We start from the raw sequence: 13,732 nt of genomic DNA on the forward strand, positions 1-13,732 counted from the left end.
ATTACTTGCGTTTCATACCTTCTCCATGTGCGCGATTACTTTACCTGTATAAGTCTACATTCTAGACGTGTAATTTCGAATTACATACCTTGTGCTGGTCTTCGGAATACATCGGGGGCAGCTAAGGACATGAGCATGACGATGCCGGAAATGGTTGCGACGGGTGCTTTGGTGGCGATGGGGATCATCCTGCTGGTGCTGATGCCGCAGGGTTGAGGTTGGGAGTGCTGGGCAAAGGGGTTGAGCAATGCCAGAGGGTTATGCGCGGGTTACAGATCTGGGAGATGGAGAATCGCGAGTTGAGGTCGGCGTTGCGGGCGGAGCGGGAGCACGTGGCGCAGTTGCGGCGCTAGTTGGACTTGCTGCAGGCGTTGGTGCCGGTTACGGACTGATGCTGGCCAGTGTTCTACAGGAGTAGGCATTCATGCCGATAAAATCAAAGCCCTTTGTGCTGCAGTGCAAGGATTGCATCAGGAAAACGACCATCGCGCTGCGCAGCGATGCATTGAGGCCGGGTGAATGGTTTGTTTTGTGCCCAAGGTGCGGGAGTACGGAGTTGAAACTGCGAGCGGCCGGGGGGGCTTAAGTTTGCAGCCGCGAGACTCATGGCGAGGAGGAGTGGGACGGCTTCGGCTGGTCATGGCAATATGGCACCATCTCTCTGCTCGTTGGCCATCTCAGTTACACGCCATGATGTCGTTGGGCAAGGTGTATGACATGACCTGTAAACCGGTACTACGAATTAACTTTTCAACGGACGATGACTTGGAATGCGTTCGTGGAGGTAAGCGCAGGGGCATACAAGCAGCTGCAGGCAATGTGACGTATTGACCTAATAAGTTGTAAGGAGGCTGTAATGGTACAAGTAGTTAATTGGCAGCAGGACGCGATCGATGACGTCATTCGTGACGCTGTACGTGGTTCCGGAAAAGTCAATATCATTGTCGCGGGTAAGACGGGAGTCGGTAAAAGCACCTTGATCAACACCGTATTCCGCGGGAGGTTGGCGAAAACGGGTTCAGGCACTCCAGTGACACAGCAGATTGAAGAGATCTCGAAGGAAGGTCACCCGATCACCATCATCGACAGCAAAGGTCTTGAGCTGAAAGACTACGAGGTCATTCTCAGTCAACTCACGGATTTCGTAGTAGAGCGCGATGAGCATCATGACGAAAACAAGCATATCCATGCAGCCTGGATTTGTATTCAGGAAAGCGGCGATCGCATAGAACAAGCGGAAATCGACCTCTGTCGCATGTTGAACGATCACAAAATACCCGTGGTTGCGGTAGTCACAAAGAGCATGTTCTCGAAAGATAGTGATTTCCACCACAAGGTCAAAGAAATGCTACCGGGTTCTTGCGCGGTAGTGCGGGTGCGCGCTGAGGCTCAGAACATCGAAATTGAGGAGGGAAGCTTCTACACCCTCCCGATCAAAGGCATCGACGAGCTGATCTCTGAATCCGCGAGGTTGATCCCCGAAGCAAAAAAGCGTGCATTCGCCAATGCATTGAGCTCGCGGCATCAATCTTCCATGAAAATCAAAATCGAACAAGCTGAAAAGGAAGTATTGATAGCAAGTGGCCTGGCGGCGGCAGCAGGCGCTACACCAATTCCTTTTTCTGACTCATTCGTACTGGTGCCTATTCAAGTCGGTATGCTGGCGAAGATTGGCGTGACCTTTGGCATGGAGGTTAGTACCAGTGCATTGACCACCCTTGTCGCGTCGGCATTAGGTTCGAGCGCTGCGAGCCTGTTGGGTCGTGCGGTAGTTACGGGGATGCTCAAGATGATTCCGGGTGTAGGGAGCGCAGTAGGTGGCACCATTGCCGCAACAACAGCGGCTACGCTGACTAAAGGGTTGGGTGCGGCTTACATCTCGATATTGACGGATTTCTGCAATAACAATCCCGGTAAGGATCTCGATATCAGCCTGATCGGCGAGGAGTTGAAGCGCAGGCTCTCGTTCAAATAGTGAATGACTACTCATTTGGCCTATCGAAGCCCGGTAGGTCGATGAGTGGTTGGGTAGCTTGAGGAGAGTGGGTGGCGCTTGGACTACTCCCTCACTGGGCTTGGCGCTGCTCATGCTTCCCTCTTGGGCCGGCTTTGGAATGAATGGACACACACCGAATCTGGGCGTTTGCTTTACACGTTCCTGGCGCCTGTGGGAACGCATCCCTCGTGGTCAGGGCTGCTACCACAACTGCAACCGCGAGAAAGAAAAGCACCAGGACAGACGGGGGATTGGGATGATCCAGCGGCGTGATCCAATCGCACGGGGGAATGTGCATTTCCCCATGCGCTGGCGTCACAATGCCGCGCGAGTAGCTTGAGTGGACTACTGGTGTTACCTCTGTGCAAAAAAGCCGCGTTTTGATTGGGCGCGATCTTTACCCATTCTTGCTGGATAGATATTGTGACGTGGTTCGCACACAGTTAGGTCAAAGAGCCATCAGGGACGTAATCAAGGGTTCTAGCGTACACTTTTACGCCGTCCCAATAATCGCCTCGCCAACCAGATATGCGAGTTCAAGGCAGTTCAACGGGACGGATACATGGACAAGAATTCACTGACTGAGCGTGACATCTGCAGCAAATACATCACACCGGCCATCACCGCGGCGGGCTGGGATTTGCACAAGCAGGTTCGTGAGGAAGTCAGCTTTACCAAGGGGCGCATCATCGTCCGTGGCAAGCTGCACAGCCGAGGCGAGTCGCGCCGCGCCGACTACATCCTGTATCACCAGGCCAACCTGCCGCTGGCGGTTATCGAGGCCAAGGACAACAAGCACGCGCTCGGCGCCGGTATGCAGCAGGCGCTCGGTTATGCCGAGGCGCTGGACGTGCCGTTCGTATTCTCCAGCAACGGCGACGGCTTCCTCTTCCATGATCGCAGTGGCACTGGCGCGCAAAAGGAAACCGAGCTGAGCCTGGAGCAGTTTCCCAGCCCCGATGAGCTCTGGCAGCGCTACTGCCAGTGGAAGGGCCTGAGTGGCGAAAGCCAGCAGAAAGCCGAAGCCCCGTATTACGACGACGGTTCCGGGCGCATGCCGCGCTACTACCAGATGAACGCCATCAACCGCACCGTCGAGGCCGTGGCGCGCGGGCAGGATCGTATCCTGCTGGTCATGGCCACCGGCACCGGCAAGACCTACACCGCCTTCCAAATCATCTGGCGCTTGTGGAAGTCCGGGCAGAAGAAACGTATCCTCTTCCTCGCCGACCGCAACATCCTCGTCGACCAGACCAAGAACAACGACTTCAAGCCCTTCGGCCAGGCGATGACCAAGATTGCCAAACGGCAGATCGAGAAGTCCTACGAAATCTACCTGTCGCTTTATCAGGCGGTGACCGGCAACGAAGAAGAGAAGAATGTCTACAAGCAGTTTTCCCGCGACTTCTTCGACCTCGTGGTGATCGACGAATGCCACCGAGGCAGCGCCTCCGAAGACTCGGCCTGGCGCGAGATTCTCGACTACTTCTCCGGTGCCACCCACATCGGCCTGACCGCTACGCCGAAGGAGACCAAAGAGGTTTCCAGCATCACCTACTTCGGTGAGCCGGTGTACAGCTACACCCTCAAGCAAGGCATCGAAGATGGCTTCCTCGCCCCGTACAAAGTGGTGCGCATCGACTTCGACAAAGACCTGCAAGGCTGGCGCCCGCCCAAGGGCACGCGTGACAAGAACGGTGAGCTGATCGAAGACCGCGTCTATGACCTCAAGGACATGGACCGCGACCTGGTAATCGAAGCGCGCACCCAGCTGGTCGCCCGAAAGGTCACCGAATACCTGACCGCCACCGACCCCTTCCAGAAAACCATCATCTTCTGCGACGACATTGACCACGCCGAGCGCATGCGCCAGGCCCTGGTCAACTTCAACCCCAAGCGCGTTGAGGAAAACCGCAAATACGTGATGCGCATTACCGGCGACGACAAGGAAGGCAAGGCCGAGCTGGACAACTTCATCAACCCAGAGTCGCGCTACCCGGTGATCGCCACCACCAGCAAACTCATGACCACCGGCGTTGATGCCCAGACCTGCAAACTGGTGGTGCTCGACCAGCACATCAAATCCATGACAGAGTTCAAGCAGATCATCGGTCGTGGCACCCGTATCAACGAGGATTACGGCAAGTACTGGTTCACCATCATGGACTTCAAGAAAGCCACCGAACTGTTTGCCGACCCGGCCTTCGACGGGGAGCCGGTGGTAATCTACAACCCCGAGGGCGACTCCTCACCGGTGCCGCCGGAAGAAACCGAGGGCGAAGAGGGTGACGTGATCGACGGTGGCGCTGGGCCAACCGAAGGTGACGAAGCCACCGGCGGCGCCGACGACGATGGCGGCAAGAAGCGCGTCAAGTACGTGATCAACAACGTCGCCGTGCACGTCATTGCCGAGCGCGTGCAGTACTACGGCCCGGACGGCAAGCTGATCACCGAATCGCTACGCGACTACACCCGCAGCTGCGTTAAGAAACAGTTTGCCTCGCTGGATGACTTCCTGCGCCGCTGGAGCGATGCCGAACAGAAGAAAGTCATCATCGATGAACTGGCCGCTCAAGGCGTGATGTGGGAAGCCCTGGACGACGAAGTCTCAGCCAAGCGGGGCCAGCCGCTCGATCCGTTCGACCTGATCTGCCATATCGCCTTCGACCAGCCGCCGCTCACCCGCAAAGAGCGCGCCGAGCAGGTGAAAAAACGCAACTACTTCGCCAAATACTCCGGCGCCGCCCGCCAGGTACTGGAAGCCCTGCTCGACAAATACGCCGACACCGGCGTCGAGCACATCGAAGACATCAAGATTCTTCAGCTGGCGCCGTTCAGCCAGATCGGTGCGCCGATTGAGCTGGTCAAGGCCTTTGGCGGCAAACCGGGTTATCAGCAGGCCATTCAGGAGCTTGAGCGACAGCTCTACGGATAACCGATGCCCAACCTTAATTCATTTGAAATCGCAGCTGCGCTCATCCGTAAGGGATTTGTTCTGATCGTCAAAAATCAACATGCTAACGGGTATGAGCAACCTGATTTTAACGGTCGTGTATTCGTCAAAATGAGCAAAACGGGTGCTCCTGTTGCCAAGCAGCCCTTCCTTATTCATCCAGAACATGCCACCGCAGGTAAATGGGACTCCATCAAGGTACTTTCCCCTTCGTTGCCAAATACCGGGTATCGAAACACCAACATGACGGGTTATCCCACCGTAGCTGGCTCTGACAGTAAATTAGCAATTGCATTGGATATCGCTACAGAGGCCGACCTTCATCAACTGCTTGATCTACTCGGTTATAAATCCTCTGTTTCTGTCCTCCAGTCCGCGACTCTTAAATCTTCGGTCTCAACAGAGGAATTTCTAAACGATCCCAACCTCACCCACACCGAACGCGATGCCCTGATCAAAGCGCGCATCGGCCAGAGCAGCTACCGCGACGACCTGCTGGCCTACTGGGGCGGCTGTGCGATTACCGACTGCTGCGTACCGGAGTTGTTGAGGGCCTCGCATATCAAACCCTGGCGTGCTGCCAGCCCGGCCGAGCGACTTGATCCGTTCAACGGGCTGTTGCTCACCCCCAATCTTGATCTGGCCTTCGACCGTGGCCTAATCAGCTTTGACGATCAGGGGCAGGTTCTACTCGGTGAAGATCTCGACCCCGACAGCGCCCGTGCGCTCAATATCACCCCCTCTCTGCGCTTGCGCCAGATCGAACCGCAGCATCGCGGCTATCTGGCCTGGCACCGTGAACACCTTTTCAGGAAGTAAGCATGTCCATCAGCTCCACCATCAAATCCATCCAGGACATCATGCGCAAAGACGTCGGCGTCGACGGTGATGCGCAGCGTATTGGCCAGCTTGTGTGGATGCTGTTCCTGAAAATCTTCGACGACCGCGAGCAGGAGTGGGAGCTGCTCGATGACAACTACCGTTCGCCGATTCCGGAGAGCTGCCGCTGGCGCACTTGGGCGGCCAACCCGGAGGGCATCACCGGCGATGCCCTGAAGGATTTCATCGACAACAACCTGTTCCCACAGTTGCAGAACCTCCACGAATACAGCACTACGCCGGCTACCTACGTGGTGCGCGGCGTGTTCGAGGATGCCTACAACTACATGAAGTCCGGCCAGTTGATCCGCCAGGTGATCAACAAGATTCAGGAAGGGGTGGACTTCAACAAGGCGCAGGAGCGCCACGCCTTTGGCGACATGTACGAGCAACTGCTGCGCGACCTGCAGAACGCCGGCAATGCCGGTGAGTTCTACACGCCGCGCCCGGTCACCGAATTCATGGTGCGCATGGTCGACCCCAAGCTGGACGAAAAGGTCATGGACCCGGCCTGCGGCACTGGCGGCTTCCTCACCTGCAGCATTGAGCACAAGCGCAAGCGCTATGTGCAAACCGCCGAGGACGAGCGTACCCTGCAGTCGAGCATCTTCGGCGTGGAGAAAAAGCCGCTGCCGCACCTGCTGGCCACCACCAACATGATCCTGCACGGCATCGAGGTGCCCAACCAGATCAAGCACGACAACACCCTGGGACGTCCGCTGATCAGCTGGGGGCCGGCTGAGCGGGTCGATTGCATTGTCGCCAACCCGCCGTTCGGCGGCATGGAAGAAGACGGCATCGAAACCAACTTCCCCACTGCCTACCGTACCCGCGAAACCGCCGACCTGTTCCTGGTGCTGATCATGCACCTGCTCAAGGACGGCGGCCGCGCCGCCGTGGTACTACCCGACGGCTTCCTCTTTGGTGAAGGCATCAAGAGCCGGATCAAGGAAAAGCTGCTGACCGAATGCAACCTGCACACCATCGTTCGCCTGCCCAACGGCGTGTTCAACCCCTACACCGGCATCAAGACTAACCTGCTGTTCTTCACCAAGGGCACGCCCACCAAGGATGTATGGTTCTACGAGCACCAGTACCCGGCCGGTTACAAAAGCTACTCCAAGACCAGACCCATGCGCGTCGAGGAGTTCGCCGTTGAAGAAGCCTGGTGGGGCAGCGAGGCCGATGGCTTTGCCGCACGGCAGGAGAACGAATTCGCCTGGAAGGTCAGCTTTGACGAGCTGCAAAACCGTAACTGGAACCTCGACTGCAAGAACCCTCACGTCGGCGAGCAGATCAGCCACGACGCGGACGAGCTGCTGCGCGACTACGCCGTGCTGCAAGACGAGATTGGCGAACTGCGCGACCAGCTCAAGGCCGTACTGGCCGACGCCTTTGCCGATCAGGTTGCGGAGCGTCAAGCATGAGCGCAGTGTTGACCGACAATCTGCCGCTGCTGGCCGGCGCGCCCATTGGCATTAAGAAGCTGCGCGAACTGATTCTGGAGTTGGCGGTGCGCGGCAAGCTGGTGCCGCAGGATGCGAATGATGAGCCGGCCAGTGACTTGCTTAAGCGGATTGCCGAGGAAAAGGCGCGGTTGGTGGCGGAGGGCAAGATCAAGAAGCAGAAGCCGCTGGCTGAAATTAGTGAAAAAGAGAAGCCGTTTGACGTACCTACCAACTGGGAGTGGGTTCGCGTAGCCGCAGTTGGTCACGATTGGGGGCAGAAAACCCCGGACAAAAAATTCACGTATATCGACGTTGGGGCTGTTGATAATTCTGCAGGAAAGATTAGTTCCCCCCAGGTTCTTAGGGCTGAGGACGCGCCATCGCGAGCCCGGAAAGTGGTTAGGCCGGGAACGGTGATTTACTCAACTATTCGACCGTACCTTCTTAATGTTGCTGTTATTGAAGAGGTATATGAGCAGGAACCAATTGCTAGTACTGCTTTCGCGATCATTCACCCCTACTTAGAAATGCCTGCGAGGTATTTTCTCTGTTTTTTGAGAAGTCCCGTTTTTGTCAGATACGTTGAGTCTGTACAGATGGGAATTGCTTATCCAGCCATCAATGACGGTCAATTTTTCAGTGGGTTAATTCCGCTACCCCCTCTCCCCGAACAACACCGCATCGTCGCCAAAGTCGATGAGCTGATGGCCCTGTGCGACCGGCTGGAAGCCCGGCAGGCCGATGCCGATAGCGCCCATGTCCAGCTGTTGCAGGTGCTGCTGGGCAGCCTGACGCAGGGCAGCGATGCCGAAGACTTTGCACAAAGCTGGCAGTGCCTGGCCGAACACTTCCACACCGTGTTCACCACCGAATCCAGCATCGACGCCCTCAAGCAAACCCTGCTGCAACTGGCCGTGATGGGCAAACTGGTGTCGCAAGACCCTACTGATGAGCCGGCTAGCAAGCTCTTGAGAACGATAGCGGCCGAGAAGGATCGGTTGGTAAAAGCAAAGCGATTTAAGGCGATCAAAAAAATTGATGATATTGAGCAGGGGAGCACGAACTTCCAGTTACCTGCGGGGTGGGAGTGGTCTCGCCTTGCTGATGTAGCACTCCAGATAACTGATGGAGCTCATCACACCCCTGTATATGTCGAGGCAGGGGTTCCATTTCTTTCTGTTAAAGACATGAGTAGCGGGCGTTTAGATTTTGGAACTACTCGATTTATTTCTGAGGAAACCCATGAGCAGCTTGTTAAGCGTTGCCGCCCTGAACTCGGGGATCTACTTCTTACAAAAATTGGAACAACAGGTGTTCCGGTAGTTGTTGATACTGACCAATCATTTAGCATTTTCGTAAGTGTCGCGTTAATTAAAGCACCTTGGTCGCTTTTGAATGTTAATTACATTCGACTACTCATGGACTCTCCGCTTGTGAAAAGACAGTCACTGGAGGGTACAGAGGGAGTCGGAAACAAAAATCTTGTACTTGGGAAAATCGCTAATTTTCTGATAGCGATTCCTCCGCTCGCCGAGCAACACCGCATCGTCGCCAAAGTCGATCAACTGATGGCCCTCTGCGACGAACTTAAAGCCCGCCTTAACCAGGCCCGGCAGGTGCACGAGCATCTGGCCAGTGCGCTGGTCGAGCAGGCCGTGGCCTAGGTAACAGGAGCGCACGGATGCCCATTCGCACTCAGATCTGGACCGTCGGCGCACAGCCCGCGCTGCTGAAAAATGCCGTGCTGGCCAGCGAGCAGTTCCTCGAAGACATGATCGTCAGCTCCCCGGCGCTGCTCTCCGAGGACTGGCTGCTGATTGGCCGCCAGGAAAGCACAGGCCAGGGCGGGCGTATCGACCTGCTGGCGCTGGCGCCAGATGCTTCGCTGGTGCTGATCGAGCTCAAGCGCGAGCGTACCCCGCGTGAGGTGGTGACGCAGGCGCTGGACTATGCGGTGTGGGTGGAGCGCTTGCAGGCCAACGAGATCGAGGCCATTTACCAACGCTTCAAACCTGGCGCCGACCTGGCGGTGGACTTTCAGGCGCGCTTCGGCGCGCCGTTGGAGGCTGAGGCACTGAACCAGAGCCATCAGATTGTCATTGTCGCCGCCGAGCTGGATGCCAGCAGCGAGCGCATCATCGGCTACCTGAGCGAGCGCGATATCGCTATAAACGTGCTGTGCTTCCAGGTGTTCCAACTGGGTGAGCAGCAACTGATCAGCCGCGCCTGGCTGCTCGACCCCAGCGAAGCGCCGCAGGCCAGCAGCGTCAGCAAGCCCTGCATGCCGGCCGAACCCTGGAATGGCGAGTTCTACGCCTCGTTCGGCCATAGCAGCACGCGCGACTGGGCCGAGGCTCGGCGTTACGGTTTTGTCTGCGGTGGCGGCGGCAGTTGGTACAGCAACAGCCTGAAACTGGTCGGCCCGGGCGACCGCCTGTGGGTCAACGTGCCCGGCGCGGGCTATGTCGGCGTCGCCCGCGTAACCGGCCACGCCACGGCGGCCAAGGACTTCTGCCTCAGCGAGGGTGGCGTCGAGCGCCCGGCGCTGGAGCTGCTGCAAGCCGACTACCACCGCGCCTATGTCGATGACCCGCAGCGCTGCGAATACTTCGTGCCCGTCGAGTGGCTGTACAGCCTGCCGCTCAATGAGGCCGTGCGGGAAGTCGGCCTGTTCGGCAACCAGAACACCATCTGCCGGCCGACCACGCCGAAATGGCGCTGGACGGTGGAGCGGCTCAAGGAGCGCTTCGCCCAGTAGCGCGGGACCCTGCCAGGCATTTTTCTTAACCTTTGGTCTCTCTGGATACACCACCATGCTGGATCTGCTGCAACACCTGATCCCCGAAAGCGGTCGCCATATGTGCGGAAGACATGACGCGCAAGCGGATGTTTGCCGAATTTGAAGCCCACAGCGTTTTCAATGTGCTGATCATGCCGCCAGTCGCTGCGGGGGGGCGCTCTGACCGTGATCGGGGCCAATCATGTTGTGCATCTGGAGCGCCACTGGAACCCGGCCAAGGAGGTGCAGACATACCGAATCGGCAGACCAAACCGGTGTTCATTCACCTGCCTGCTGTCACTCATCCCAGTTTGATTCATTCGATGTGCACCTTAACCGCTTGATGCGCGGAAAACTGATGCTCAAGATTGCCGTCTTGACGCCGGAGTCGGTCAGTGAAGGTGAGATGATTCAGTCGATGGGTCTTTAAAGAATCTGTTCGGGCAAGGTGAAAGGGGGACAGATTTTTTGATCAGCAGCCCCAACCAGAAAAGTAAATCAATCTCCAGATAAGTTAAAGTTCCAAAGTTTAGGGCCATTGCTTCTGACTCGCATTTGAAGGGCGTCACCGTCACTTAGGAAATAGTCCTTCTCTTGAGGCTTGGCTGCTTTGACTTTGAGGTCCGAGGGGGGTGGCTTAAGCGCACAAGCGGTATTCCAAGAGCGGTTTTGGTATTCAAAAGATTACCAGTAGATGACTGGAATACCGGATTTCGTAGACCTTGCTGGACGCTATCGGATCGTGATGACGCTGAAAGCCCCTTATTTAATGGAAGTCAGGTACAAGAATAAGACGTCCGAGAACGTCTTTAGATGGTTATTTGAGGCCGGGGGTGTTTGAATGTTAGGGCAATGCCGATGAAAAATACAAGAATTATCAAGTTGAGTAGATTTTGGGGATGCCAATGGGAGTGCCATTGATTTATCATGTGGCAAGATTGCGGTGAGTCGCCCACCCTATTGGTATTCAATAGTTTCCGCAGAATAGGCCCAACAGGTTCCATTGCGAGCTAAAGATGCACGGTTTATTCGCAGTCTATATAAAGTTCTCAAAGCTCATTCAGACTGACTGAGCGGTTCGGTTAGCTGACCTCTGGCGTGGTCACCGCTGAACCAGTCGCCGATCCGGTACGTCCTTTCAGCCTAGAGGGAAGGCTCACGCGGACACGCTTTGATCAGGCGGGCAATGTGTGCCCTGGCGGTGGATTGCTCAGGCCATCATCTGATGGAAAGCCGCTTTATACACAGCGCGTTGGATGGAGCGAGCATCTGTTTGCATGGGGCCCGGCGGACATTGCAGAGCCCGATTCTGAGCTACTGATCGATGGTTTTTGCTACATTTGTTGAGAAATTTCGTTTTTTTCGACATCCTACCATTTCTGTAGCGAAATTCCATTCTTGACGGTATCCCCTCATGGCGTGAGATCGTAAAGGACTAACCATAGTATCCGATTCTGGAAATTGAATTTTATCGGACGAGATTGAGGAGCTTGTATGAGCAATCCAGCTCAAGCGGCCAGTACGAGAATCAGTGGGACCAGTCAAAATGAACTTAGGCGCACCTTCATTGCAATGCTGTTTGCCCTGGTGGCAGCCACGGTTGCGCAACAAATAGCGGAAATGCTTTTTGTGGTAACTGGTGGGTGGGACCTTGCCTCTAGCCCAACAAAAATTTGGGAAAATCTAACATTCGGCAATGGACTGCTGTTCGCTTCGTTGTCACATGCTTTTTTGGCATTGCTTATGGTCGCAATGAGTTGGGTGATGTGGTCCAAGTCACAAGCAGCCGGGCATAATACTGAAATTTCCCAGATATTTTCTAAAGAGTTTGTATTGCTCTTGATTGAAGTTTTTTTGGTTGTTTTGTACTTTGCTATTGCAAAGACTATGGAACAAAATTTTTCAGAATACTCGAAGAGCAAATCTATATCGGCATATGTTGGTGTGGCATCAGCACGCCCAGAAGCGATTCAGATGATGTGGGTATTCATGGTGTTCTTTGTTTGGGATGTTATCGTGGACGTGTTTTATAGTCCGCGCGATCCGCATCCTACTCAGATCCATTCTAGGGTAGGCTCATTTGTACAGGGGGTTCTTACATACTGCTCTGTTTCTCTTGTGTGCGTCATGGCTGCTTGGACAGTAAGTAGGGTGGCTCCTTCAAGTGGCACACCATATGAGGCTTTGTGGGGTGATATTGCTCTAATTGCCCTACTTTTGTTTTTTGCACTCGGTAAGCAGTTAGAGTTTTACGCTATCAAGATTTTCCCAGGAGAGGAAACCAGGAAAAATACAAAGCGCGATATTCCTCCGTCGACAAAAGCATCGGTAATGATGGCGATCCTTACTGCCGTATATTTTTACTCTATTATGGTGCTCATATGGCCGCCAAGCTTCCTGAAATAATCGGAATGGTTGGGCCCATCAGGGCTGGAAAAACAACAGTTACAAAATATCTAGTCGAAAAGTATGGCTACGTCTCGGCATCAAACTCTGATGTGCTAAGACGAATACTAGATGGCATGGGAATTCTGCCGACTAGAGATAATTTGTCTGCATTGGGTGATTCTATATTTAAGGTTTTGGGTAACGATATAATTGCTCAGTATCGAATCGATAATCTTCATAAAGGGAGGATTATTGTTGACGGAGTTCGTTACCCTGAGGAGCTGATGCGCTACTCTCAAGTTAAAAGCTTTAAACTGTTGGCAGTGATGGCTGACCCTGACTTAAGGTTTGAGAGGACCCGTAGAAGTTCGGAGGAGTTTAAGGATGTGGATATATCGCGTAGCAGATTCGATAATCTGGCATCCGCCAGAAGCGAGCTCGATGTTCCTATCTTGATGTCTAAAGCAGACGTCATGATTAATAACTCTGGAGATATTGACTCGTTAAAAGCGAGGGTGGACGAAATTGTTCGGCAGTGGACCCTTTAGAGTTACTAGGAGATAAGCTCCAAGAGGCGAGATGCGCAAAATTCTATCTGTGCATCTTGCTTTCCTAAGATCCAATACTCGTGTTCAGCGCACAGTTTCTTGGGGTCTGAAACTCTCTTTATCTTAAAGCCGGCGCACCTCATCTCATTGATTAGTAATTCTCTGGAAGTGGAGCTGCGCCGGTAGACATTGGCAATTACAATGCCTGTGTTTTTTAGTCGTTTATATATCTCGACTAATTGAGATTTGTGGAAGGGGAAATGTAAGACGAATACTGCAATTACCATTTCGAAGTTATTATCTTCAAGAGGCACTTGGCAGTGTTTTTCAGAAAAAAGATAGCAATCGGTTTTCAAGTTTACATGATGTTTAACTACTTCGCTGTCAGCGTCCGACAGCACGTAGCGCATTGCCTCCGGGGCGGCTTTTGAAAATACGGGGTGTATCCCAGCACCTATTTCCAGCAAGCTAGTAGGGCAAATTTTATGAGCTAAGCGCTCAAAAATTTCCCGGACCTCTTTGTTTACTGGACTAATTAGGGAGGGGTATTTAGCTCGAGCTCTGCACAGGTTACTTACCTCGACTGGCAGTAATTCATCAAGGTTCTCTTTTTGAATGTAAAAATAGTCCATGAATCGGAAATACTTGGTGCCATCGAACTCAATTTCGAAAGGCCCTTTCACTTCTGGAACGATTTTAAGTACGCCAGGTGTCACTATCTCAAAAGCTACTTCGTTCATG

The 13,732-nt window shown here is 54.2% G+C and carries 8 protein-coding genes and 3 pseudogenes; 10 read left to right on the forward strand and 1 reads right to left on the reverse strand.

All coding sequences use genetic code 11. The features are described 5' to 3' along the window. The first annotated feature begins 135 nt into the window (after nucleotides 1-135). The 10 genes and pseudogenes from CWR53_RS23105 to CWR53_RS03175 all read left to right on the forward strand — a co-directional run bounded on the left by CWR53_RS23105 (nucleotide 136) and on the right by CWR53_RS03175 (nucleotide 12,991). Nucleotides 136-353 (forward strand): annotated as a pseudogene (locus CWR53_RS23105) (hypothetical protein). Nucleotides 354-856: 503 nt separating this feature from the next. Continuing rightward, a complete protein-coding gene (locus CWR53_RS03130; protein ID WP_100850781.1) occupies nucleotides 857-1,975 on the forward strand; it encodes a GTPase in 1,119 nt (372 codons plus the stop codon). A gap of 583 nt (nucleotides 1,976-2,558) precedes the next feature. After that, nucleotides 2,559-4,931: an EcoAI/FtnUII family type I restriction enzme subunit R gene (hsdR, locus tag CWR53_RS03140; protein ID WP_100850783.1), complete on the forward strand. Its 2,373-nt coding sequence runs from the start codon at nucleotides 2,559-2,561 to the stop codon at nucleotides 4,929-4,931. 435 nt (nucleotides 4,932-5,366) lie between these two features. Beyond that, nucleotides 5,367-5,768, forward strand: a pseudogene (locus CWR53_RS23410) (HNH endonuclease); the annotation flags it as partial. A 2-nt stretch (nucleotides 5,769-5,770) separates the two neighbouring features. Then, nucleotides 5,771-7,255 carry a class I SAM-dependent DNA methyltransferase gene (locus CWR53_RS03150; protein ID WP_100850785.1) on the forward strand — a complete coding sequence of 495 codons (1,485 nt, stop codon included), beginning with the start codon at nucleotides 5,771-5,773 and terminating at the stop codon, nucleotides 7,253-7,255. Then, complete coding sequence (locus tag CWR53_RS03155; RefSeq protein ID WP_100850786.1) at nucleotides 7,252-8,940, forward strand: restriction endonuclease subunit S; 1,689 nt, start codon at nucleotides 7,252-7,254, stop codon at nucleotides 8,938-8,940. Before CWR53_RS03150 ends, CWR53_RS03155 begins: the two co-directional genes overlap by 4 nt. Before the next feature lie 17 nt (nucleotides 8,941-8,957). Further along, nucleotides 8,958-10,034 carry an endonuclease NucS domain-containing protein gene (locus tag CWR53_RS03160; protein ID WP_100850787.1) on the forward strand — a complete coding sequence of 359 codons (1,077 nt, stop codon included), beginning with the start codon at nucleotides 8,958-8,960 and terminating at the stop codon, nucleotides 10,032-10,034. Between the two features lie 86 nt (nucleotides 10,035-10,120). Next, a pseudogene (locus CWR53_RS23330) lies at nucleotides 10,121-10,485 on the forward strand (ATP-dependent helicase); the annotation flags it as partial. Between the two features lie 1,064 nt (nucleotides 10,486-11,549). Continuing rightward, a complete protein-coding gene (locus CWR53_RS03170; RefSeq protein ID WP_100850788.1) occupies nucleotides 11,550-12,461 on the forward strand; it encodes a hypothetical protein in 912 nt (303 codons plus the stop codon). Continuing rightward, nucleotides 12,437-12,991: an AAA family ATPase gene (locus CWR53_RS03175; RefSeq protein ID WP_100850789.1), complete on the forward strand. Its 555-nt coding sequence runs from the start codon at nucleotides 12,437-12,439 to the stop codon at nucleotides 12,989-12,991. The genes CWR53_RS03170 and CWR53_RS03175 overlap by 25 nt, the downstream gene beginning before the upstream one ends. Nucleotides 12,992-12,996: 5 nt before the next feature. Here the strand turns inward: CWR53_RS03175 and CWR53_RS03180 are convergent, their stop codons facing one another. Then, nucleotides 12,997-13,731: a methyltransferase domain-containing protein gene (locus CWR53_RS03180; protein ID WP_100850790.1), complete on the reverse strand. Its 735-nt coding sequence runs from the start codon at nucleotides 13,729-13,731 to the stop codon at nucleotides 12,997-12,999. Between the last annotated feature and the right edge of the window lies 1 nt (nucleotide 13,732).

The organism is Pseudomonas sp. SGAir0191, from assembly GCF_002812565.2.
Classification (GTDB): Bacteria; Pseudomonadota; Gammaproteobacteria; order Pseudomonadales; family Pseudomonadaceae; genus Aquipseudomonas; species Aquipseudomonas parafulva_B.